General features: G+C 68.0%; 20 protein-coding genes and 1 tRNA gene. 7 read left to right on the forward strand and 14 right to left on the reverse strand.

Features of this window, described 5'->3' with window-relative positions:
• Positions 1–36: 36 nt before the first annotated feature.
• A complete protein-coding gene (locus ACK8OU_RS01285) occupies positions 37–1,452 on the reverse strand; it encodes a hypothetical protein (RefSeq protein WP_410301531.1) in 1,416 nt (471 codons plus the stop codon).
• A 340-nt stretch (positions 1,453–1,792) separates the two neighbouring features.
• Between ACK8OU_RS01285 and ACK8OU_RS01290 the strand changes: the two genes are divergently transcribed.
• A tRNA-Gly gene (locus ACK8OU_RS01290) sits at positions 1,793–1,866 on the forward strand.
• Positions 1,867–1,912: 46 nt separating this feature from the next.
• Here the strand turns inward: ACK8OU_RS01290 and hemP are convergent.
• Together hemP and ACK8OU_RS01300 are read right to left on the reverse strand one after the other, a co-directional pair.
• Complete coding sequence (gene hemP, locus ACK8OU_RS01295) at positions 1,913–2,110, reverse strand: hemin uptake protein HemP (RefSeq protein ID WP_410301532.1); 198 nt, start codon at positions 2,108–2,110, stop codon at positions 1,913–1,915.
• The gene (locus tag ACK8OU_RS01300; RefSeq protein WP_410301533.1) at positions 2,107–2,274 is read right to left on the reverse strand and encodes a hypothetical protein; all 168 of its coding nucleotides are present in this window, start codon (positions 2,272–2,274) and stop codon (positions 2,107–2,109) included. The genes hemP and ACK8OU_RS01300 overlap by 4 nt, the downstream gene beginning before the upstream one ends.
• A 175-nt stretch (positions 2,275–2,449) precedes the next feature.
• Between ACK8OU_RS01300 and ACK8OU_RS01305 the strand changes: the two genes are divergently transcribed.
• Complete coding sequence (locus tag ACK8OU_RS01305) at positions 2,450–6,049, forward strand: hydantoinase B/oxoprolinase family protein (protein WP_410301535.1); 3,600 nt, start codon at positions 2,450–2,452, stop codon at positions 6,047–6,049.
• 46 nt (positions 6,050–6,095) lie between these two features.
• Here the strand turns inward: ACK8OU_RS01305 and ACK8OU_RS01310 are convergent, their stop codons facing one another.
• The 11 genes from ACK8OU_RS01310 to ACK8OU_RS01360 form a co-directional block, all read right to left on the reverse strand.
• On the reverse strand, positions 6,096–6,506 hold the full coding sequence (locus ACK8OU_RS01310) for a c-type cytochrome (RefSeq protein WP_410301991.1): 411 nt from the start codon (positions 6,504–6,506) through the stop codon (positions 6,096–6,098).
• 47 nt (positions 6,507–6,553) lie between these two features.
• Entirely contained in the window at positions 6,554–6,796 is a 243-nt protein-coding gene (locus ACK8OU_RS01315) for a hypothetical protein (protein ID WP_410301536.1), read from the reverse strand.
• The gene (locus ACK8OU_RS01320; RefSeq protein ID WP_458524346.1) at positions 6,780–8,390 is read right to left on the reverse strand and encodes a cytochrome D1 domain-containing protein; all 1,611 of its coding nucleotides are present in this window, start codon (positions 8,388–8,390) and stop codon (positions 6,780–6,782) included. Before ACK8OU_RS01320 ends, ACK8OU_RS01315 begins: the two co-directional genes overlap by 17 nt.
• Before the next feature lie 25 nt (positions 8,391–8,415).
• Positions 8,416–9,645: a heme d1 biosynthesis radical SAM protein NirJ gene (gene nirJ / locus ACK8OU_RS01325; RefSeq protein WP_410301537.1), complete on the reverse strand. Its 1,230-nt coding sequence runs from the start codon at positions 9,643–9,645 to the stop codon at positions 8,416–8,418.
• Positions 9,646–9,648: 3 nt separating this feature from the next.
• Entirely contained in the window at positions 9,649–10,137 is a 489-nt protein-coding gene (gene ahbB, locus ACK8OU_RS01330; protein ID WP_410301538.1) for a siroheme decarboxylase subunit beta, read from the reverse strand.
• Positions 10,134–10,607 (reverse strand): Lrp/AsnC family transcriptional regulator, encoded by a 474-nt coding sequence (locus ACK8OU_RS01335; RefSeq protein WP_410301539.1) that lies wholly within the window; start codon positions 10,605–10,607, stop codon positions 10,134–10,136. The genes ahbB (ACK8OU_RS01330) and ACK8OU_RS01335 overlap by 4 nt, the downstream gene beginning before the upstream one ends.
• On the reverse strand, positions 10,604–11,602 hold the full coding sequence (gene ahbB / locus ACK8OU_RS01340; RefSeq protein WP_410301540.1) for a siroheme decarboxylase subunit beta: 999 nt from the start codon (positions 11,600–11,602) through the stop codon (positions 10,604–10,606). The genes ACK8OU_RS01335 and ahbB (ACK8OU_RS01340) overlap by 4 nt, the downstream gene beginning before the upstream one ends.
• 3 nt (positions 11,603–11,605) lie before the next feature.
• Positions 11,606–12,703 carry a cytochrome D1 domain-containing protein gene (locus ACK8OU_RS01345; protein WP_410301993.1) on the reverse strand — a complete coding sequence of 366 codons (1,098 nt, stop codon included), beginning with the start codon at positions 12,701–12,703 and terminating at the stop codon, positions 11,606–11,608.
• 162 nt (positions 12,704–12,865) lie between these two features.
• Positions 12,866–13,192, reverse strand: a complete 327-nt coding sequence (locus tag ACK8OU_RS01350) for a c-type cytochrome (RefSeq protein WP_410301541.1) — start codon at positions 13,190–13,192, stop codon at positions 12,866–12,868.
• Positions 13,185–13,988 (reverse strand): uroporphyrinogen-III C-methyltransferase, encoded by an 804-nt coding sequence (gene cobA, locus ACK8OU_RS01355; RefSeq protein ID WP_410301542.1) that lies wholly within the window; start codon positions 13,986–13,988, stop codon positions 13,185–13,187. The genes ACK8OU_RS01350 and cobA overlap by 8 nt, the downstream gene beginning before the upstream one ends.
• Before the next feature lie 73 nt (positions 13,989–14,061).
• Entirely contained in the window at positions 14,062–15,789 is a 1,728-nt protein-coding gene (locus tag ACK8OU_RS01360) for a cytochrome D1 domain-containing protein (protein WP_410301994.1), read from the reverse strand.
• Between the two features lie 226 nt (positions 15,790–16,015).
• Between ACK8OU_RS01360 and ACK8OU_RS01365 the strand changes: the two genes are divergently transcribed.
• From ACK8OU_RS01365 to ACK8OU_RS01385, 5 genes are all read left to right on the forward strand, one after another.
• Positions 16,016–18,097, forward strand: coding sequence for a 4Fe-4S binding protein (locus ACK8OU_RS01365; RefSeq protein ID WP_410301543.1), 2,082 nt, complete (start codon positions 16,016–16,018; stop codon positions 18,095–18,097).
• Entirely contained in the window at positions 18,094–18,990 is an 897-nt protein-coding gene (locus ACK8OU_RS01370) for an FAD:protein FMN transferase (RefSeq protein WP_410301544.1), read from the forward strand. The genes ACK8OU_RS01365 and ACK8OU_RS01370 overlap by 4 nt, the downstream gene beginning before the upstream one ends.
• 113 nt (positions 18,991–19,103) lie before the next feature.
• Positions 19,104–19,556, forward strand: coding sequence for a c-type cytochrome (locus tag ACK8OU_RS01375; protein ID WP_410301545.1), 453 nt, complete (start codon positions 19,104–19,106; stop codon positions 19,554–19,556).
• 12 nt (positions 19,557–19,568) lie between these two features.
• A complete protein-coding gene (locus ACK8OU_RS01380) occupies positions 19,569–20,960 on the forward strand; it encodes a cbb3-type cytochrome c oxidase subunit I (protein WP_410301546.1) in 1,392 nt (463 codons plus the stop codon).
• A 5-nt stretch (positions 20,961–20,965) separates the two neighbouring features.
• Complete coding sequence (locus ACK8OU_RS01385; RefSeq protein ID WP_410301547.1) at positions 20,966–21,772, forward strand: CbbQ/NirQ/NorQ/GpvN family protein; 807 nt, start codon at positions 20,966–20,968, stop codon at positions 21,770–21,772.
• Positions 21,773–21,779 lie beyond the last annotated feature (7 nt).

Consider the following 21,779-nt stretch of genomic DNA (forward strand, 5'->3'; position numbering starts at 1 on the left):
CCTGCAGGTGGGGGTGGGGGCGGCATGCGGCATGGGTCAGCGAATCACAAGGCTTGCGGGCAGCGCCCAGCGGTGCAGCATGCCGCCCGCCGCGCCGGTTCCGGCATCCGGCGCGGGTGCGGACCAGTCGTCGCGCAGCGCGCCGCAGGCGGGACCAAAGCCGCCGCCGGGGCCGGCAAAGATGCCGCGCGGTCGGGGCGGTCCGCCGGTGGCGTAATCCAGCCGCAATTCGTTCGCACCGGGGCCGGGCAGCAGCGGCCCATCGGCCCGGATCAGCACCGCGCCCGGATCATCGGGCGCCAGCGTGACCGCGGCGATCCCGGCACCGGTGCCGGCCAGCGCAAAGCCCGCCGCGGGGCCCGCGCCGAACGGGTCGGCCGGGTCGATCCGCAGCGGACCCAGCGTCTTGAAGGTGGCGCGGATCACCCCATCGTGGCGTTCCGCCAGACACAGCAGCGGGCAGGCCCAATCCTGGCGGGCCAGATCGGCGGCCAGGGCGTGGGCCTCGATCGCGGCGCGGGCGGCCAGGGCCTGCGGCGTGGGCTGGCCCAGATCGTCCTGCGCGAACATATAGCCCGGTGCCGCCACGATCAGCTGATGCACACCCGGGCGCAGGATCAGCCGGTGCATCCCTTCGATCGCCGCGCGGTTCGCGGCCGCGTCATGCTGCCACCAGGTGCCGCAATCGGCCACCGCCAGAAAGCGCGTCCGCCCCAGATCACGCCCCGCTACCTGCGCCGCGATCGCATCCAGCTGTGCCAGCGCGGCGCGGTGGAAGGCATCGGCATCGGCGGGCGCCTGATCGGGGCCGGGGGCCACGCGCAGCGCCAGCAGCCGCGCTGGCCGGTTCAGCGCGCGTGCCAGTGCCGCCAGCCGGTCCAGCCGGTCGGCCAGCGCGGCCAGCGGCTGTGCCAGATGGTCCGGGTCCGGCGCGCTGACCGGGGCGGGTGCGACCAGATCATGCCCGGTCACGATCAGCGGCAGCGCGCGAAAGGCGGCATGGCGCGCGCCCAGCAGCGCATCGGCCAGCGCGCTTTCGCCCGAACTTTCGCGCAGGTTGCGCAGGATCCGGTCCGGTTCATCCGGTTCGGGCGGGGGGGCGGTGACGACATGATGGGCAAAGGCGGGCGCGCCGGGGAAGGTGGTGGCATGGCGCCCGCCGCCAAGACCGAACAGCCCCAGCACTGCGCCCCCGGTTTCCGCCACGATTCCGCCGCCGGTCACCGGGCGCAGATAGCGCCGCGTCCCGCCGGGCGCACCGGGCAGGCGGGCCTGAAAGCGCAGCCAGCCGCCCGCGCGCTGCAGATCCCAGGCGTCGACATCCCCCAACAGGGCCGGATCCAGCCAGCCCGCCGCCCCGCCATCGCCAGTGGCGTCATCCCCAGTGGCGCCATCCCCCGTGACAAGGGGGCCGCCGACCGCGGCATCGGGGGAACACTCATGCGGGGGCATTGCCGCTCCTTGCCAATCGTTACAGGGCGATCTTTAGGACATTCGCGGTGGCAGGTCAAAGCCCGCGCCAGGTGGTGGGGGGGAACGCGCGGGGGATGGGGTGGTGCGCCTGCCCCGGTATGCGACCTGCGCCGATGGTCTTTGCCGGCATCTGGCAGGATCGGGTTCAGGGCGATCGGCGTCTGACCGCCTGTGCCATCCCGCCCCCGCTTTCGGGGCCCGATATCGTCCATATCCACGACCGCGCGCGCTTGCCGGACGCCGCGATCCGTTCCTGCGGGCCGCCCTTGCGCGAAGCGGCTTGCATGCGGGGCGGTTTGCAGCTTATAGGGAACGCAGCGCGGGTGTAGCTCAATGGTAGAGCCGCAGCCTTCCAAGCTGAAGACGTGGGTTCGATTCCCATCACCCGCTCCATCCCCCCACCGACCGAACCCGGGCCCGCCTGATAGGGCATCGCGCCCTATTTCGTCAGGATCAGCTTTCCGGCGCGGGTGATGCGCAGGGTATAGATCTGACCGTTCAGCGTGATGGCCGCCGTCGTGCCGCCATGTGTCAGGGCCTCGGCCTCATGGACCGGGGTCTGGGCGGGGATCGGCGCGGAACCCGGGACAGAACCCGGGGCGGGGATCGCCTGCTCGAAGCGGTGCGAAATGGTCATCGGGTTGTCTCCAGCCGGTCAAGGATCAGCTCCAGCCCCTCGGCCGAGGGCGGCAGGCCCGCACACAGCGCCTGAACGATATCCCGCAGGCCAAACGACGGCTGTGTGGTGGAATGGTCGGCCCGGGGCGCGGCGGCGGGGCCGGGGGCTGGCGGGTGGGACATGTCCGGTCTCCTGTCTGGGGGCGGGCTGGTCCGTCTGGGACTGGCGATGGGGCTAAAGGTGAGTGAAAAAATCGGAATTGTAAAGGCGATTCTTTTGCTCGGATATGGGTGCCCGGCGGATGCGTTGACATTTCCGCCCGGATCGGCACGGTTCGGGCAGCGAAAAGGGGGGGGCATGGCCTGGGAATTCTGGATCGATCGGGGCGGCACGTTCACCGACATCGTCGCGCGCCGGCCCGATGGCGGGCTGGTCACGGCCAAACTTTTGTCGGAAAACCCCGAACGCTATCACGATGCGGCGGTGCAGGGCATCCGCCAGATCCTGGGCCTGGGGGCAGGCGATCCGATCCCGGCAGGGACAATCGGCGCGGTCAAGATGGGCACGACGGTGGCCACCAATGCGCTGTTGGAACGCAAGGGCGAGCGGGTGCTGTTGCTGATCACCGAAGGCTTCGGCGATCTGTTGCGGATCGGCTATCAGACCCGGCCGCGGCTGTTTGACCTGCACATCCGCCGCCCCGATCTGCTGTATGAACGGGTGGCCGAGGTGCCGGGACGTCTGGATGCCGATGGCGATGAAATCCGCCCGCTGGACGAAGGCACCCTGCGCGCCGCGCTGCAAGACGCATATGACCGGGGCATCCGCGCGGTGGCGGTGGCCTTTCTGCACGGCTATCTGAACCCCGCGCATGAGGTTCGCGCGGGCCAGATCGCGCGCGAGCTGGGCTTCACGCAGGTCTCGCTCAGCCACGACTGTTCGCGGTTGATCCGGCTGGTGGGGCGGGGCGATACCACGGTGGCGGATGCCTATCTGTCGCCGATCCTGCGCCGCTATGTCGATCAGGTCGCGGGGGCGCTGGATCTGGGGCGGGGCACGGGGCGGCTGTTCTTCATGCAATCGAATGGCGGGCTGACCGATGCGGCGCGTTTTCACGGGCGCGATGCGATCCTGTCGGGGCCTGCGGGCGGGATCGTTGGCATGGTCCGCACCGCCGGGGCCGCGGGCTTTGACCGGGTGATCGGGTTCGACATGGGCGGCACCTCGACGGATGTCAGCCATTACGCGGGCCATTTCGAACGCAGTTTCGAAACCGAGGTCGCGGGCGTGCGGTTGCGCGCGCCGATGATGGATATTCACACCGTGGCGGCCGGGGGCGGGTCGATCCTGTCCTTCCGCGACGGGCGGCTGCAGGTGGGGCCGGAAAGCGCAGGCGCGGATCCCGGGCCCGCCGCCTATCGGCGCGGCGGGCCGCTGACGGTGACGGATGCCAATGTGTTGCTGGGGCGGCTGAACCCCGGCCATTTCCCGGCGGTCTTCGGTCCGGGTGGCGACCAGCCGCTGGATCTGCTGGCGGTGCGGGCGGGCTTTGCCGATCTGGCCGCGCAGGTCGCCGCCGCCACCGGGCAGGACCAGAGCCCCGAGGGTCTGGCCGAGGGGTTCCTGCAGATCGCGGTCGCCAACATGGCCAATGCGATCAAGAAGATCAGCGTGGAACGCGGCCATGATGTCACCGGCTACACGCTGCAATGCTTTGGCGGCGCGGGCGGGCAGCATGCCTGCCGCGTGGCCGATGCGCTGGGGATGGGGCGGGTGATGCTGCACCCTTTCGCGGGGGTCCTGTCGGCCTATGGCATGGGGCTGGCGGCTTTGCGCAGCTTGCGTGAGGCGCAGGCCGATGCGCCCCTGTCCGATACCCCGGCGATGGCCGCGCGCATCGCCGCGCTGGGGGCCGAGGCCCGCGCCGATCTGGTGGCGCAGGGGGTGGACCCGGGGGCGATCCGCGTGATCGCGCGGGCGCATCTGCGCTATGACGGTTCCCACCAGCCGCTGGAGGTGCCCTTTGGCCCCGCCGCCGCGATGCTGGCGGATTTCGAGGCTGCGCATCTGGCCCGCTTCGGCTTTGCCGATCCCGCCCGCGCGGTGCGCTTCGAGATGCTGACGGTCGAGGCGGCGGGCGGCGCTGCCCCCCTTGTTCCCCCCGATGTGGCGCGGGGCGGGGCCGCGCCTGTGGCCCGCGCGCCGGTGCATGTGGGCGGGGCGTGGCAGGATGTTCCCCTTTATGACCGCGCGGCCCTTGGTGTGGGCGCTGAAATCCACGGCCCCGCGATCATCCTGGAACCGACCGGCACCACGGTGCTGGAACCGGGCTGGGCGGCGCGGGTGGACGGGCAGGCCAACCTGATCCTGGAGCGGCGCGAACAGGCCAGCCGCGCAAGCGCCGCCGGGACCGCCGCCGATCCGGTCACGCTGGAGGTGATGTCGAACCTGTTCATGTCGGTTGCCGATCAGATGGGGGCGGCGCTGGCCAATACCGCCTGGTCGGTCAACATCAAGGAACGCTTCGATTTTTCCTGCGCGATCTTTGATGCCTCGGGGGCGCTGGTGGCCAATGCGCCGCATGTGCCGGTGCATCTGGGGTCAATGTCCGCCGCGATCCGCGAGGTGATGCGCGCGGCCGGCCCCGGCGTGGCCGAGGGCGATGCCTATATGCTGAATTCGCCCTTCGCGGGCGGCACGCATCTGCCCGATGTGACCGTGGTCAGCCCGGTGTTCCTGGACGGGCGGCTGCGGTTCTGGCTGGGCGCGCGGGGGCACCATGCCGATATCGGCGGGCGCACGCCCGGATCATCGCCCCCCGACAGCCGGGTGATCGAGGATGAGGGCGTCCTGATCGACACCTTCCAGCTGGTCCGCGCCGGGCAGTTCCGCGAAGATGCGGCGCGCGCGCTGCTGGCCTCGGGGCGCTATCCCTGCCGCAACATCGACCAGAACATCGCGGATCTGAAGGCGCAGGTCGCCGCCAATGAAACCGGGCGGCGCGAATTGATCCGCGCCGCCGCCCATTGGGGCGCCGATGTGCTGGCCGCCTATGCGGGCCATGTGCAGGACAATGCCGAGGCGCTGGTGCGCGCGGTGATCGGCACGTTGCGGGATGGCGCGTATACCTGTCCGATGGACACCGGCGCGCAGATCCGCGTGGCGGTACGGGTGGACCGGGCGCGCGGCGCGGCGGTGGTGGATTTCACCGGCACCTCGCCGCAGGCGACGGGCAATTACAACGCCCCCGCCGCGATCGCGCGGGCGGTGGTGCTGTATGTGTTCCGCACGCTGGTGGGCAAGGACATTCCGTTGAACGAAGGCTGCCTGCGGCCGATCACCATCATCCTGCCCGAAGGATCCATGCTGAACCCGCGCTATCCGGCCGCCGTGATCGCCGGCAATACCGAGGTCAGCCAGGCCGCCGCCAACGCGCTTTACGGCGCGCTGGGGGTGATGGCGGGATCGCAGGGCACGATGAACAACCTTGTCTGGGGCAATGCGGCCTTCCAGAACTATGAAACCATCGCGGGCGGCACCGGGGCGGGGCCGGGCTTTGCGGGGTGTGACGCGGTGCAAAGCCACATGACCAACACCCGCATGACCGACCCCGAGGTGCTGGAGCGCCGCTTTCCCGTCCGGCTGGAACGTTTCGCGATCCGGCGCGGATCGGGGGGGGCAGGGCGCTGGCCGGGCGGCTGCGGTGTGGACCGGGTGCTGCGGTTTCTGGAGCCGGTGACGGTGACGGTGCTGTCGTCATCGCGCATCCATCCGCCCTTTGGCGGGGCGGAGGGTGCACCGGGGGGGCTGGGTGAAAACCGGGTGATCTGGCCCGACGGGCGCGAGGATGTCCTGCGCGGCAATGACGAACGCGACCTGCCCGCGGGCGCGGCATTTCGCATGCTGACGCCGGGCGGTGGCGGCTGGGGCCTGCCCGACCAGGCCGGGCGGGCATGACAAAGGCCCGGTCGGGGACCGGGCCTTTGCCTTTCGGTTCAAACGCTTACTTCAGCGTGGCCAGATAGGCGGCCATGTCCTCGGCGCCCTTGGGCAGCTTGAAGGTCATCTTCGACTTGGCGCCCGCATCGCCCGAGGTTTCTTTCAGCCAGGCGGTCGGATCTTTCAGGTAATCCTCAAGGTTGTCTTCGTCCCAGACCACGCCCGAGGCGCCGACGGCGATGATCGAATCGCCGTATTTGAAGCCTTCGACGGTGCCGGGTGCGCGGCCCACGACGCCCCACAGGTTCGGGCCGGTCTTGCCGCCCTTGACGATTTCATTACCCGCATCGTCCACGATCATGTGGCAGGCCTTGCATTTCTTGAAATCGGCCTCGCCCTTTGCGGCATCGCCCGAGGCCAGCGCGGGGCCGGCAAGGGTGGCGACCGCAAAGGCGGCGATCAGGCTGCGTTTCATCATCATCTGTCTCCTTTGTTCGATGATCCGTTGTGGGGGCCGGGCGCCTAGCGGCGGCCCTCGGCCTCGTCGATCAGGCCGCGCACCCAGATGGCGGCGGCCCAGGTGGCCGGAATGCCAAGCGGCACCGACCAGACCAGCGCCGTGACCGGGGCGATGGCCGGAAAACCCAGTGCCTGAAACATCAGACCCGCCAGGAACAGGTTGATCGCCACCGCCGCCGCCGTGAACGGGTAAAGCAGCAGGCCCAGCCGCCACAGGCTGCGCGGTGCGTCAGTGCGATGTTCCATCTTCGAAAGTGATCTTGTTCCAGACATTGTATTTTCCCGAAGGCTTGCGCATCGGAAGGCGCTTTACCTCCGTCAGGGTTTTGGCATCATATATGACAACGGCACCGTCGTCTTCCCATATTGATACCAGCGCATGGCGCCCGTTGCGGGTAAATTCCGTGTGTGCGACGGTTTGTCCCGGTGCCGGGTTCAGCGTGGTGACGATCTGCAGGCTTTGCTTGTCGATGATGTGCATTTCGTCGCGATGCGGGCCGGTGAAGACATCGGCCCAGACATACGGGGTGTCGGCGTGGCTGCGCAGGAAGAAACCGGGGCCGTTGGTTTCGATGGTCTTGACCAGGTCCCAGTCGTTCATGTCGATCACCGACAGCCGGCCCTCGGTCAGGTGCGGGGTGGCCATCACGCGATGCCCGTCACGTTCCCAGGTGATCCCCGATCCCAGATGCGGCATGCCGGGCAGCGGCAGGGTGGCGATTTCGCGCCCGACATCCAGGTTGACGACAACGCCGGTATCGGCCTCGCGGTTGGATCCGATCAGGTTGCGGTAATCGGGGCTGAAGAAGAAATCGTCCAGCGGCGCCGCGACCATGATCCGGCGGCGCGCGAAAAGGCCCTGTTCGGCGCCAAGCGCCTCGATCATGCCGGCTTCGTTGGAATGGACGAAACCATCGTGAAAGGGGCCGCCGTCCTGGGTCGTGGCGATTTCCCAGATTTCGGGCACATCCTTCAGCGCCAGGACAAAGCTTTCGCGCTGCGGCGCCTGATAGACGGCCGAAACCCGGCTGGCGCGTCCGTCGCGGCCCGCGACCGAGATCACGCGGGCGACCGACAGATCGGCGGTGGACAGGATGGTCAGCGTGGCGGGCAGGTAATTGGCCACCGCCAGCCATTTGCCATCCGCGCTCATGGCGATGTTGCGGCTGTTCAGGCCCGCGCGCACGCGGCCCACCTCGGCCAGGGACCAGATGTCGTATTTCTGCACCCAGCCATCGCGCGACATGACAAAGACAAAGCGCCCGTCGGGACTGAACTTTGGCCCGCCATGCACCGCGAAGGGGGTTTCAAAGCGGTCAAGCACCGCGAAGCTGTCGCCATCCAGCACGCTGACATGGTGATCGCCGGTTTCCACCACCAGCGTGATGTTCAGCGGGTCGCCGGAAAAGACCGGGGCGGGGGCGGGGGCGTAATCGTCGCGCAAGCTGCGCGTGTCCTCGATATCGGCCTCGGACCAGCCGGGCGTGCTGGCCAGCGGCGTGCCGACATAGGCCGCCACCGCCGCGATTTCATCGGCTGAAAGCGTGCCGCGAAAGCCCGGCATCTGCGTCATCGCGCGGCCATCGGCGATCACCGCTTCCAGCCGGTCGCCTTTCAGCCGCCCAAGGCTTTCGGGGATCAGCGCGGGGCCGGTGCCGCCCAGCCGGGTTTCGGCATGGCACGAGGCGCACAGATCGGCATAGATCATCGCGCCATCCGGCCCGGCCAGCGCCGGTGCGGATGCGGATGCGATCAGCGTGGCGAAGACACCGGCCGCCAGCGCCCGGGACAGCCGGCGGATGCCTCCGGCGGGAGTATTTGGGCCAAGAAGAAGCGGCATCGCGGGGGCGAGGGCAGGTTGGGGGTCAGAGGAAACGGTGGGCCGGGTCATGGCTTTTGCCTCGGAAGGGCGTGAGGGTCAGGCGGTCGGCATCCTCGATGCCGATTTCGGAATTGCTGAGGTAGCAGGCCGGGTCCTCGGCCCAGGGGTCGCCGGTCAGTTGCAGGGCGCGGATGCGGGTGTTGCCGCCGCAGACCGCCTTGTAGGCGCAGGCGCCGCAGCGGCCCTTGAGCGGACGGGGCCTTGTGCGCAGCGTGGCCAGCATCGGATCGTCGCCGGTCCAGAGCTGCGAGAATGGCGTCGTCTTGACCGAGCCCACGGTATAGTCGGACCAGTAGGTATCGGGGTGGACCTTGCCCTGGGGATCGATATTGGCCACCCCCAGCCCCGAGGAATTGCCGCCCCAGGCTTCCAGATGGGCGCGCAGATGGGCGACCTGATCGGGGGCGAAGCGTGCCGCGGCCCAGTTCAGGAACCAGACCGCATCGGCATCATTGTTGCCGGTGACGATTTCCAGCGGCTGGCCGCCCGAGACCGCGGCCCAGGCGCGGTCGATCAGCAGGTCCATCGCCTGGCGGGTGCGGGTATGGGCGGCATCCTCGCCGCGGTGCTTGTCGCCGCGCCCGGCATAGACCAGGTGCGACAGGTAGAACTTGTCCACGCCTTCGGCCACGCACAGGTCCAGCATGTCGGGCAGCATGTGGGCATTGTCGTCGGTGATGGTGAAGCGCAGGCCCACCTTGACGCCGCGGTCCTTGCAGGCGCGCACGCCCGCCAGCGCATCGGCGAAGGCGCCCTGGACGCCGCGGAACCAGTCGTTCATCGCGCCGATCCCATCGAGCGAGATGCCGACATAGTCAAAGCCCAGTTCCGCCACGCGGTCGGCAGTGGCGCCGGTGAGTTTCGTACCGTTCGTCGACAGGCTGAGGTGGCGGAAGTTCAGCGCGCGGGCATGTTCGGCCAATTCGAAGAAATCGAAGCGCGACAGTGGCTCGCCCCCCGACAGGATCAGCGCGGGGATGCCAAAGTCTGCCAGGTCATCAAGCACGCCCATCGCCTGATCATGCGTCAGTTCCCCCGGAAAGGGCACGTCGGCCGATGTGGTATAGCAATGCCGGCAGCGCAGGTTGCAGGTGCGCGTCAGGTTCCAGATCACCACCGGCTTGACCTTTTCGCCGGTCTGGCCAAAGCCGCGGCGCAGGCGCACCGGGGTGGGGGCCACCAGTTCGTGCATGTATTGCGTCAGGCGAAACATGGGCTAGCCTTCCGTGTTCTTCAGGCGCAGGCCGGTCTTTTTCAGGATGCGCGTGGAATAAAGGATGTCGCGGGCGCGGCAGGCCGGGCCCAGCAGATCGGCGATGATGGCGCGCTTGGCCTCGACCTCGGCGCGGTCGGTGCCGTGGATCATGGCAAACAGGTTGTAGGGCCAGTCGGGCAGGGCGCGCGGGCGCAGGTAGCAATGCGACACGAAATCCAGCGCGCCGACCTGTGCGCCCAGTGTCAGCGCGCAGGTGTCATCGACGTCCCACACGCTCATGCCGTTGGCGGTCATGCCAAGGGCGTAGTGATTGGGCGCCAGTGCCACGCGCCGGATCACGCCCGCATCCTGCATCGCGGCCATCCGCGCGATCACCTCGGCCTCGGTCAGGGCCAGCCAGCGTGCGACCTCGGCATAGGGGGCGGGGGTCAGCGGCAGGCCGCCCTGCGTGGCGGCGATGATCTTGCGGTCTGTGGCGTCGATGTTCATGCGGCGACCCGGAAGCCTATGAAAAATTCGTGTTCCTTGGGGAAAAGCAGCACGGGGATGCCGGTCTCCTCCTCGATCACGCGGGCGGTGCGGGTAATGCCTTCGGGCCTTTCGCAGGCCAGCACGAACCACATGTTCAGCCGGTGACTGCGTTCATAATTATGCGCCACCTCGGGATGTGCATTGACCAAAGTCAGGACCTGGTCAAAGCGGGCGGCGGGCACGGCCATGGCGCACAGGCAAAAGGCCCCGCCCATCGCGGCGGCATCGTAGAACGGGCCAAAGCGGGTGACGGCGCCGATTTCGCGCAGCCGCCCGATGCGGGCGATCAGGTCGTCCTCGGTCAGGCCCAGCTGCACGGCCACCTCGGCGAAGGGGTTGTGGCTGATCGGAAAGCCGTCCTGCAGGGCGTTCAGGATAAGCCGGTCGGTGGCATCCAGGGCTTCGGGCGGAAGGGGGGAACGTCTCATGCCGCGGTCTCCTGCAAAAGGGCGCCGGTCTGCTTGAAGCAGCGGGTGGAAAACAGCGCGTGATGGCGTGCGCCGGCCAGTTCAGGCAAGCTGGCGGCGCGGTCCAGCACCGCCAGCGCCTGGGCCCGGGACTGGCCGTGGATCATGGAAAACAGCCCATAGGGCCAAAGGCCCGGCACGGTGCGGCGCTGATAGCACAGCGTGACGCCGGGCAGGGCGGCCAGGGCGGGGCCCGCGGTGGCGATGCGGTCTTCGGGCAGGTCCCAGACCACCATCGCATTGGCGGCCCAGCCGATGGCGCGGTGGCGCACGATCACGCCCACGCGGGTCAGGATGCGGGCCTGGGCCAGCGCGCCGATGCGGGTGATCACGTCGGCTTCGGTGCGGCCGATGCGGGTGGCCAGCGTGGCGAAGGGGCGGGGGGACAGCGTCAGGCCCTCGGCCAGGGCCTGCAGGATCGGGCGGTCATCGTCGCGCAGCACGGTCTGGTCGGCGGGCCGGTCCGGGGTCATCGCGGCGCGCGCGCCGCGCAGCCGGAAGCCAAGGTCGATGTTGAAGGCGCGGACCAGCCGCAGGTCCAGCACCTGCAGCCCGGTCGCGGTGCCGATCCGGTCCAGCATCGCGGCCAGCGCCGCCGCATCGGGGGCGGTGGCCACGAACCACAGGTTCCAGTGATGTTCGCGCAGGTAGGAATGGTTCACCCCGCGTTCGGCGCCGACGATGGCGGCGACCGCCTCGATCCGGTCATCGGGTACGGCCAGCGCGGCCAGCGTCGAGGCGCCCGCGGTATTGGGCCGCACCGTGGCGCCCACCCGCGCGATGGTGCCCGCGGCGCGCAGGCGGGCCAGGCGGTCGATCACCTCGGTTTCGGCCAGTCCCAGCGCCGCGCCGATGGCGGCGAAGGGCTGCGGCACCAGCGGCAGGTCGCGCTGGAATTCATCCAGCAGCCGCGCATCCAGCGGGTCCAGTCGGCCAAGGGGCGCGCGCGCGGTCATCGCCTAAAGCCCCGTGCGGTGGGCGCGGGCGGTGAAGAAGATCCCCGAGGGCGCGTTTGCCGCAACCTCGCCCGTGACCGTGCGGGTGCGGGTGTCATAGATCACCACCTTGTTGTCATCGCGCAGCGAAATCCAGACCTCGGCGCCGCGGGGGGCGAATTCCATGTGCAGCACCGCCTTGCCGGGGGTCAGTGTCGCCACCACCGCATGGCTGCGCGAATCGACCACCTGGACCACATCGTTCAGGGGCGTTGCGAAATTCACCCAGACATAGGGCGAGGCGGGCTGGGCGATGATGAAGACCGGCTGGCCATGCACCGGGGTGCGCCCCACCTCCTGGCGGGTGGCACGGTCCACCCACAGCAGTTCATGCGCCCCCACCGCGGGCAGGACGAACTGCCCCTCGGTAAAGGCCCAGCCCTGCAGGTGCGGCATCTTGTAGACCGGCAGGTCATCTTCGGTCTTGCCATAGTCGCGCAGGAACCGCTGCGGTTCGGGGGTGTCGTCCCACAGGTCAAAGGCGGTCACGCCCTTTTCGCCGAACAGCCCGATCAGATAGGTATGCGCATCATCGGTCAGCACCGCGTCAAAGGGGTTCTTGCCGGCATTGCCCAACAGCGTGATCGCGGGCTCCGCCCCGGAAAAATCGCCCAGGAACACCTCGCCCGTGTCCCAGACCGTCCAGGCAAAGCGGCGGCCGGGCACGTCGACCAGGCCGATCGTCTTTCCGGCGGCGGGGATGTCTGCGATCAGGTCCAGGCTGTCCGCGTCAAAGACCTTGACCCCGCCGGGTTCGTAATTCGACACCGCGATCAGCCGGCCGTCATCGGAAATGGCCCCGCCGATGGAATTGCCAGCCTGCACCGTGCGCGCCACGATCTGCCGGGTCAGCATGTCGACCTTGCTCAGGCCGCCGTCGCGGCCAAAGACATAGGCGAAGCGTTCGTCGGGCGAATAGGTCAGCGAGGCGTGCGACATGTCGCCCAAACCTTCCACCCGGCCGATGGCGGCGCGGTCGGACCGGTCGATCACCAGAAGCGATCCGGTGGCGCGTTCCACCACCAGCCCCAGATCGCCGGTTGCGTGGCCGATACTGTCCATGCCTTCGGTGGCCAGCGCCGCGGGCGCGGTGGACAGGCTCAGCGCGACCAGGAACGGCGCCAGAAGGCGCGCGGTCAGTCGGGTGCCAGCCGGGCGGGTGCCAGCCGGGCGGGTGTGAGCCAGGGGGCGGTCAGCCGGGGGGCCGGGCAAGCGGGGCATGATCTACTCCAGATTCTTCAGGTAATTGGCGATCCACAGCGCCTCGTCTTCGGTCAGCAGCGGGCGCCAGGGGGGCATCGCGGTGCCGGGCACACCATCCAGGATGATCAGCGCCAGCCCCTCGGGTTCGGCATGGTCCAGCGCCTGCGCCGTCAGCGGGCTGCCAAGGCCGCCCTTCATCGTCAGCCCGTGGCAGGACCCGCAATCCTGGATCACCATATGTTCCAGCGCGGCGGCGCGGTCAGGCGCGATCCCGGTCCCCGCCGCAGGCAGCGCCACACCCAGGGGCAGGGCCAGGGACAGCAGAAACGCGACCGGCAGCCTAGGCATGGGCGGCCACCGCCATGGCCTGAAAGGCGCGGGCCGGGACCAGTGCGACATCGTCATAAAGCGACACGACATGGCCGATGACGAACAGCACCGGCGCCTCGGGTTCGGCCTGCGCGACGGCTGTGGCGATCCCCGACAGGGTGGACAGGATGCGCATCTCACGCGGGGTGGTGACCGAAGCCACCGCCAGCACCGGCAGGGTTGCGGGCAGGCCATGGGCCATCAGCCGGGCGGCGATTTCGGCGATGTTGGACACGCCCATATAGACCACAAGCGTCGTGTCCGGGCAGGCCAGCGAGGCCCAGTCCAGATCCAGCCGCGCGTCGCGGGCGCGATGCCCGGTGACATAGCGCACGCCGGTGGCAAGGCCGCGATGCGTCAGCGGCACGCCGGTGCTGGCCGCGCAGCCCTGCGCCGCGGTGATGCCGGGGACGTAATCGACGCTGACGCCGGCCGCACGCAGATCGGCGGCCTCTTCGCTGCCACGCCCGAAGATCAGCGGATCGCCGCCCTTCAGGCGCGCCACCGTCAGGCCCTCGCGGGCAAGGTCGACCAGCAGGGCGTTGATCGCCTCTTGCGGGACCTTGTGGCAGCGCGGCAGCTTGCCCACGTCGATCAGCCGCCGGCCCGGCGGGATCAGGGCCATGATCTCGGGGCTGACCAGGCGATCATGGACCACCACATCGGCGCTTTGCAGCAGCCGCAGCGCGCGCAGGGTCAGCAACTCGGGGTCGCCGGGTCCTGCGCCGATCAGAAAGACTTTGCCCAGGGTTCGGTCGCGCGACAGGTCTTTCATGGCGGTCTCCGTCGGGATGGCTTTGAAAGGAAAGGGGGGGGCGCGGGCGGCCCGGCCGCCCGCGCCGGGGGCATCAGTAGATGTCGCCGCGGGTGTTGAAGACGTTGAACTTGCCGGTCGGCGTGATCAGGCGTTCGTCCTTGATCACCTGCTTCAGTTCCAGCGTCTTGTCATCGACCACCACGATCGCGCTTTCCTTGTCCTTCGCGTTCCAGACCGAGAACCAGACCTCGGTGCCTTCCTTGTTGAACTCGGGCTGCACCACGCGCGGCTGGCCATCCGCGATCCCCGCCCATTCGCCGATCGGCAGGGTGACGATCTCGGGTTCGGCATCGGCCTTCATTTCGTCGATCTTGAACACCGCCACCGAGGCCGAGATTTCGGCATCCGGGTTCAGCGTCGCATCGACGTAAAGGTGGTTCGAATTCGGGTGCGTCTTGATGAACAGCGACCCGCCACCCAGCGCATAGAAGCTGTCGACGATCTTCCAGGCGCTGTCGGCATGGCCTTCGGGGTCGGTGCCGATCAGCGCGACCGATTCATCACCCAGGTGCGAGGTTGCCCAGACCGGACCGTAATCGGGGTGGACAAAGTTCGCGCCCCGGCCCGGGTGCGGCGTGGCCCCGCCCGTGTCGGTGATGGCGGCCAGCTTGCCTTCCTTGGTGTCGATCACGACCAGCTTGTTGCGGGCGTTGGCGGCGGTGATGAAGTAACGGTGCGACGCATCCAGACCACCGTCGTGCAGGAAGCGTTCGGCCTCGATCTCGGTGGTTTTCAGGTTCTTCAGGTCGGTATAGTCGACCAGCAGGATCTTGCCGGTTTCCTTTACGTTGACGATGAATTCCGGCCGGTAGTGGCTGGCCAGGATCGCCGCCACCCGCGGTTCGGGGTGATAGACCTGTTCGTCATAGATGTTGCCGCGGGTCGAGACGATCTTCAGCGGTTCCAGCGTGTCGCCATCCATGATCACATATTGCGGGGGCCAGTAGGCGCCGGCGATGGCGTATTTGTCCTCATACCCCTCGAATTTCGAGGTTTCGACCGAACGGGCCTCGGAACCGACCTTGATTTCGGCCACCGGGGCGGGCGGGTCCATCCACAGGTCGATCATCGTGACCTTGGCATCGCGCCCGATCACCATGAGATAGCGGCCCGAGGCCGAGATCCGGCTGATGTGAACGGCATAGCCGGTCTTGATGACGGCGTGGATTTCATAGGTCGCCCCGTCGATCAGGGCAATTTCACCCGAATCGCGCAGCGTGACCGACATCAGGTTTTCGATGTCGATGTCGTTCAGCTTTTCCTTCGGGCGATCTTCGGGCGCCACGATGACCTGCCAGCTGTCCTTCATTTCGGGCATGCCGAATTCCGGGGGTGCCGGCGGTTCCAGCAGCAGATAGCGCGCCATCAGGTCGACATCGGCTTCGGACAATTCACCCGAGGTGCCCCAGTTCGGCATCCCCGCGGGCGAGCCGTAGGTGATGAAGCTGTGCAGATAGTCATAGCCGTTTTCGCGCGTCAGGTCGGGCGTCAGCGCCTTGCCGGTCGCGCCCTTGCGCAGCACGCCGTGGCAGCCCGCGCAGCGTTCGAAATAGATCTGGGTGCCGCGCTGGAATTCATCCTGCGTCATGACCGGATCATCGGCCTTGCGGCCGGGGATCTCGACCTGAAGCTGACCCAGCGTGGTCATCGAGGGTTCATAGGCCGCGGCGGGACCGCTGGCGTGTTCCTTGGTCGCGTCCTGCGCGAATGCCGGGGCCGAGATCAGGGCGAGCGCCAGGGCGGCGCTGCTCATGAGCATATGCCTGGCGTGGGAGGCTCGGGGTTTCATTGGGTTTCTCCGTTCCGCTGGTGAGGCTGGCCGAACCTTGCGCTGTAACGCGAATGTGTTCCTTGACTTTCGTTAAGGCTGCGACAGCGGCGCGCAGGCAGGGTCGGGACATCATCGCCCCCATCATCGCCCGTCGCCCGTTTCCCGGTCGCGCGGCCCCCGTCGCCGCCCGATGCCATCGCCCGAAAGCCCCTTCATGCGCCGTCTGCCTGCCCTTGTCCTGATCGCCTGCCTGTCCGCGCTGCCTGCCTGGTCCCAGCAGGGCGCGGGGGGCGGCTTGGGGGCAGGTCAGGGCTTGGGGGCGGGTCTGGGCGGCGCGCCTGCCACCGCCACCGCCCCTGGTCCCGAACAGGCGGCGGCGCTGTTCGGGCGGGCCGGCCCCGTCGCCGTGACCCGGCAAGAGGCGGGCGTGCCGGGCTGGACGGTCAGCGCGGACGGGGCCGTTATCGGCCATGTCGGATCGACCTGGGAAATCGCGGGGTCCGTCGGCTATTCCGGCCGCCCGCTGGAGGTTCTGGTGGCGATCGCCCCCGATGCCACGATCGCGGGCGCGGTTCTGGTGCGCCACAATGAACCCGTGCTGACGCTGGGCATTTCGGATGCCGATATCGCCGCCTATGTCGCGGGCTTTCGCGGCTATGACCTGGCGGCGCCCCGCGACGCGGTGGGCCTGTCGGCACCTGGCGTGCCCGATGTGATCAGCCGTGCCACGGTGTCGACAGGGGTGATCCGCGACGGCATCCTGCGCACCGCGCGCACGCTGGCTATCGGGCGCGGGCTGATCGCGGCCTCGGGCGGGATCGACCGGCTGGGCCTTGCGCCCGCCGACTGGCCCGGGCTTGTGGCGATGGGCGCGCTGGCCGAGCTGCGGGTGCCGATGGCGCAGGCCGCCGGGGCACTGGCGGGCGCCAAGGTGCCCGTGCCTGCCGGGCAGGGCGACTTTCTGCGCCTTTGGACCGGGATCATCGATCCGCCGACCGTGGGGCAGAACCTGCTGGGCCAGCAGGTCTTTACCCAGGCGATCGGCGATCTGGGGCCGGGGGAAAGCGCGCTGGTGGTGATCTCGTCGGGGCTGCATTCGCACCGCGGCACCGACTGGCGCAAGACCGGCATCTTCGACCGGCTGACGCTGGTGCAGGGGGACACCCGCTATCAGCCGACCGCCGACAGCTATCAGATGGTCAAGCGCCTGCGCGCCGATGGCGCGCCCGAGGCGAAGGAAATCAGCCTGTTCCGCCTGCCGCCGGCGATCGACCCGGCCCGCCCCTTCCGCCTTGAGGTGGCCGCGACCCGGCCCACCGCGGCGGGCGGGCAGGTCGCCATGACCATGGCGGCCGATTATGCCCTGCCCGAGGTCTTCCGCCTGCCCCCCCCGCCCGAGGCCGAGCCGCTGTGGCGCGCGATCTGGGCGGCCAAGCGGCTGGAAACCGCCGCCGTTGCCACCATGCTGGCGGTGCTGACGGTGATCCTGTTCGCGCAGGACTGGATCACACGGCGGCCCGCGCTGTGGCGGCGCGGGCGGATGGTGTTTCTGGGCGTCACGCTGGCCGGTCTGGGCTGGGGGCTGAACGGCCAGCTGTCGGTGGTGCAGGTGGTGGCCTTTGTCCATTCGTTGCTGACGGGGTTCCGCTGGGAAACCTTCCTGATCGAGCCGGTGATCTTCCTGCTGTGGTCCTTTGTCGCGCTGGGACTGCTGTTCTGGGGGCGCGGGGTCTATTGCGGCTGGCTGTGCCCCTTTGGCGCGCTGCAGGAACTGCTGAACAACGCCGCGGTGCGGCTGGGCATCCGCCAGATCGCGGTGCCGCAGGGGCTGCATGAACGGCTGTGGGTGATCAAGTATACCGCCTTCGTGGGCATCCTGGCGCTGTCGTTCTATTCGATGCACGACGCGCTGGTCCTGGCCGAGGTGGAACCCTTCAAGACCGCGATTTCCATGCGGATGATCCGCGCCTGGCCTTTCGTGCTGTTCGTGCTGGCGCTGCTGGGGGTGGGGCTGTTCATCGAACGCTTCTTTTGCCGCTATCTGTGCCCCCTGGGCGCGGGGCTGGCGATTCCGGCCAAGCTGAAGATCTTTGACTGGCTGAAGCGCCGCCCGCAATGCGGCCGTGAATGCCGCCTGTGTGAAACGAAATGCACCGTCGGCGCGATCGACCCGCTGGGCCGGATCAATCCCAATGAATGTGTCCTGTGCCTGCGCTGCCAGGTGATCATGAATGACGCCGCCACCTGCCCGATCCTGAAACGCCGCGCCCGATCCGCGGAAGGAGCCGCGCCATGACCGCAATGAACCGCCGCCGCTTCCTGACCCTGTCGGCCTGTGCGCTGGGCAGCGCGCTGGCCGCCGCGCCCGCGCGCGCCGGGGCGGGGCTTTTGTGGCAGGGCCGGGCGCTGGGCGCCGATCTGTCGATCCGTCTGGCGGGGGCGGATCCTGCCGCATCGCGCGGGCTGATCCGCGCGATCGAGGCCGAGCTGCGCGGGATCGAGACGCGTTTTTCGCTGTATCGTGATTCGGCGCTGACCCGGCTGAACCGTGACGGGCGGCTGGCCCATCCCGACGCGATGATTCGCGACCTGTTCGCGCTGGCCGATCGGGTGCATCGCGCGACGCAGGGCTGTTTTGACCCGACGGTACAGCCGCTGTATCTGGCCCATGCCGCCGGCACCGACCCCGCCGCCGCGCGCGGCCATCTGGGCTGGCAGCGCGTGCGCATCGGCGGCGATGACATCCGGCTGGATCCCGGCATGGCGCTGACCTTCAACGGCATTGCCCAAGGGTTTGCCGCCGACCGGATCGCGGCGTTGATGCGGGGCCGGGGGCTGTGGAACGTGCTGATCGACATGGGCGAGGTGATGGCGCTGGGCACGCGCCCGGGGGGTGGGCCCTGGCGGGCGGCGATCGCCGCGCCCGATGGCACACAAGTGGCCGGGCCCGATCTGCGCGATCGCGCGCTGGCCACCTCGGCGCCGCTGGGCACGCGGATCGGGACCGGGGGCGCGCCCCACATCCTGCACCCCGCGGGCGGTGCCCCGCGCTGGGCGCTGGTGTCGGTATCCGGGCCGTCCGCGGCGGTCTGCGATGCGCTGTCCACCGCCTTTTGCCTGATGCCCGATCATCAGATCACCGCGGCGCTGGCACAGTTTCCCGGCACGCGGGTCGAACATCTGGCCTGAGATTGGCGGTAACGGTCACTTCACGACCGCGCGATTGACTTTCGTTAAGGCCACCCCCGCCCGGGACGCGCAGAAGGGGGTGACAGTAAACTGCTCCAGGAAGGATCAGCGCGATGCGCGAAGTCATGACCAAGAGCATGGCCCGAAACATCTTCTACGGCGGGTCCTTGTTCTTCATCCTCATATTCTTGGGCCTGTCGGTCCATTCCCACTACTACATCGTCAATGTATCGACGAATCGCGAGACGCTGACCGACAGCGTCGTCGCCGGCAAGCACATCTGGGAAAAGCATTCCTGTGTGAACTGCCATTCGCTTCTGGGCGAGGGCGCCTATTTCGCCCCCGAACTGGCCAATGTGATGACCCGCTGGGGCGTCCAGGATGACCCGCAGGCCGCCTTCGAGGCGCTGAAGGGCTGGATGGATGCCATGCCCACCGGCATCGAGGGCCGCCGCCAGATGCCGAACTTCAACCTGACGGATGAAGAATACCGTCAGCTGTCCGACTTCCTGCTGTGGTCGAACACGATCAACGCGCAGGACTGGCCCCCGAATGACGCGGGCTGAGGAGACGAGATCATGAAATATCAATCGCAAAAGATCGCGCTGGCCTATTTCGTCGTGGCCATGGCGTTGTTCGCCGTCCAGGTTTCGATGGGGCTGGTTCTGGGCTGGATCTATGTCAGCCCGAACTTCCTGGCCGAAATCCTGCCCTTCAACGTGGGGCGCATGCTGCACACCAACAGCCTTGTCGTCTGGCTGCTGCTGGGCTTTTTCGGCGCCGCCTATTACCTGGTGCCCGAGGAATCCGAACGCGAAATCCATTCGCCGATGCTGGCCTATCTGCAGCTGGCGATCTTCGTGGTGGGCACGCTGGGCGTCGTGGTCACCTATCTGTTCAACCTCTTTGACGGCAACTTCCTGCTGGGCAATGAGGGGCGCGAGTTCCTGGAACAGCCGCGCTGGGTGAAGGTGGGCATCGTCGTCGGTGCGCTGATCTTCCTTTACAACGTCTCGATGACCGTTCTGGCGGGCAAGAAGACCGCGATCACCAACATCCTGCTGCTGGGCCTGTGGCTGTTGTCGCTGCTGTTCCTGTTCGCCTTCTACAACCCCGGCAACCTGGCGCTGGACAAGCAATACTGGTGGTATGTCGTTCACCTGTGGGTCGAGGCGACCTGGGAACTGGTGATGGCCTCGATCCTGGCCTATCTGATGCTGAAGCTGACGGGGGTCGACCGTGAGGTGGTGGAAAAGTGGCTTTATGTCATCGTCGCCACGGCGCTGTTTTCCGGCATCCTGGGCACCGGCCACCACTATTACTGGATCGGCACGCCGGGCTACTGGCAGTGGATCGGCTCGATCTTCTCGACGCTTGAGGTGGTGCCCTTCTTCGGCATGATGGCATTCGCCTTCATCATGGTCTGGAAAGGCCGCCGCGATCACCCGAACAAGGCGGCGCTGCTGTGGGCGCTGGGCTGTGCCACGCTGGCCTTCTTCGGCGCGGGCGTCTGGGGGTTCCTGCATACGCTGCACGGGGTGAACTATTACACCCACGGCACGCAGATCACCGCGGCGCATGGTCACCTGGCCTTCTTCGGGGCCTATGTCGCGCTGAACCTGGCGATCATCAGCTATGCCTTCCCGGTGCTGCGCGGGCGTGACCCCTACAACCAGGTGCTGAACATGGTGTCCTTCTGGCTGATGTCGGGCGGCATGGTGTTCATGACCTTCACCCTGACCTTCGCGGGCACGGTGCAGACCCATCTGCAGCGCGTCAATGGCGAATACTACATGGACGTGCAGGACCAGCTGTGGATCTTCTACGCGATGCGCTTTGGTTCGGGCGTGGCGGTGGTGCTGGGGGCGGTGCTGTTCATCTACGCCATCCTTGTCCCCCGGCGTGAGATCATCGAGGCCGGTCCCGTCGAACAGGCCCGCATCGCGGCCGAACATACGGCGGCGGAGTGATGCAGATGGATGGAACCCTGAACCTGAAGGGGGCGGCGCAAGCCCCCTTCTACCTGCCCCAGGGCGATGAATGCGACGTCTTTGCCGCCGCCGCCGCCCATGACCTGCCGATCCTTCTGAAAGGGCCCACCGGCTGCGGCAAGACGCGGTTCGTGGCGCATATGGCCGCCCGCCTTGGCCGGCCGCTTTATACGGTGGCCTGCCATGATGACCTGTCGGCTGCCGATCTGATCGGGCGCTATCTGCTGAAGGGCGGCGAAACCGTCTGGGTCGATGGCCCGCTGACGCGCGCGGTGCGCGAAGGCGCGATCTGCTACCTGGATGAGGTGGTCGAGGCGCGGCGCGACGTGACCGTGGTGCTGCACCCGCTGACCGACGACCGGCGCATCCTGCCCATCGACCGCACCGGCGAGGAACTTGAGGCCGCCCCCGGCTTCCTGCTGGTGGCGTCCTACAATCCCGGTTACCAGAACATCCTGAAAACGCTGAAACCCTCGACCCGGCAGCGTTTCATCAGCCTGGAATTCACCTTCCCGCGGCCCGAACATGAAATTCCCGTCGTGGCGCGCGAAAGCGGCCTGTCCGAGGAACGGGTTCAGCCGCTGGTGCGCGTGGCCAACAAGCTGCGTGCGATGAAGGGCCAGGATCTGGAAGAAGGCGTGTCCACCCGCCTTGTGGTCTATGCTGCAACCCTGATCGCGGGGGGGATGCCGGTCGAACGCGCCATCCTGACCGCGATGATCGAACCGCTGACCGACGACAGCGATACCAAACGCGGGCTCCTCGATCTCGTCACCGCCGTATTCGGGTGAGGCAGGC

The organism is Pontitalea aquivivens (assembly GCF_046507575.1).
Taxonomy (GTDB): Bacteria; Pseudomonadota; Alphaproteobacteria; order Rhodobacterales; family Rhodobacteraceae; genus Pontitalea; species Pontitalea aquivivens.

Bases quoted from the DNA above. Each gene is read 5' to 3' on its own strand.
- ACK8OU_RS01375 (WP_410301545.1), top strand. From the start codon at position 19,104: ATGCGCGAAGTCATGACCAAGAGCATGGCCCGAAACATCTTCTACGGC.
- ACK8OU_RS01345 (WP_410301993.1), bottom strand. From the start codon at position 12,703: ATGGACAGTATCGGCCACGCAACCGGCGATCTGGGGCTGGTGGTGGAA.
- nirJ (WP_410301537.1), bottom strand. From the start codon at position 9,645: ATGTTTCGCCTGACGCAATACATGCACGAACTGGTGGCCCCCACCCCG.
- ACK8OU_RS01335 (WP_410301539.1), bottom strand. From the start codon at position 10,607: ATGAGACGTTCCCCCCTTCCGCCCGAAGCCCTGGATGCCACCGACCGG.
- cobA (WP_410301542.1), bottom strand. From the start codon at position 13,988: ATGAAAGACCTGTCGCGCGACCGAACCCTGGGCAAAGTCTTTCTGATC.
- ACK8OU_RS01285 (WP_410301531.1), bottom strand. From the start codon at position 1,452: ATGCCCCCGCATGAGTGTTCCCCCGATGCCGCGGTCGGCGGCCCCCTT.
- ACK8OU_RS01315 (WP_410301536.1), bottom strand. From the start codon at position 6,796: ATGGAACATCGCACTGACGCACCGCGCAGCCTGTGGCGGCTGGGCCTG.
- ACK8OU_RS01310 (WP_410301991.1), bottom strand. From the start codon at position 6,506: ATGAAACGCAGCCTGATCGCCGCCTTTGCGGTCGCCACCCTTGCCGGC.
- ahbB (WP_410301538.1), bottom strand. From the start codon at position 10,137: ATGAACATCGACGCCACAGACCGCAAGATCATCGCCGCCACGCAGGGC.
- ACK8OU_RS01380 (WP_410301546.1), top strand. From the start codon at position 19,569: ATGAAATATCAATCGCAAAAGATCGCGCTGGCCTATTTCGTCGTGGCC.
- ahbB (WP_410301540.1), bottom strand. From the start codon at position 11,602: ATGACCGCGCGCGCGCCCCTTGGCCGACTGGACCCGCTGGATGCGCGG.
- ACK8OU_RS01305 (WP_410301535.1), top strand. From the start codon at position 2,450: ATGGCCTGGGAATTCTGGATCGATCGGGGCGGCACGTTCACCGACATC.
- hemP (WP_410301532.1), bottom strand. From the start codon at position 2,110: ATGACCATTTCGCACCGCTTCGAGCAGGCGATCCCCGCCCCGGGTTCT.
- ACK8OU_RS01300 (WP_410301533.1), bottom strand. From the start codon at position 2,274: ATGTCCCACCCGCCAGCCCCCGGCCCCGCCGCCGCGCCCCGGGCCGAC.
- ACK8OU_RS01365 (WP_410301543.1), top strand. From the start codon at position 16,016: ATGCGCCGTCTGCCTGCCCTTGTCCTGATCGCCTGCCTGTCCGCGCTG.
- ACK8OU_RS01360 (WP_410301994.1), bottom strand. From the start codon at position 15,789: ATGCTCATGAGCAGCGCCGCCCTGGCGCTCGCCCTGATCTCGGCCCCG.
- ACK8OU_RS01385 (WP_410301547.1), top strand. From the start codon at position 20,966: ATGGATGGAACCCTGAACCTGAAGGGGGCGGCGCAAGCCCCCTTCTAC.
- ACK8OU_RS01350 (WP_410301541.1), bottom strand. From the start codon at position 13,192: ATGCCTAGGCTGCCGGTCGCGTTTCTGCTGTCCCTGGCCCTGCCCCTG.
- ACK8OU_RS01370 (WP_410301544.1), top strand. From the start codon at position 18,094: ATGACCGCAATGAACCGCCGCCGCTTCCTGACCCTGTCGGCCTGTGCG.
- ACK8OU_RS01320 (WP_458524346.1), bottom strand. From the start codon at position 8,390: ATGCCGCTTCTTCTTGGCCCAAATACTCCCGCCGGAGGCATCCGCCGG.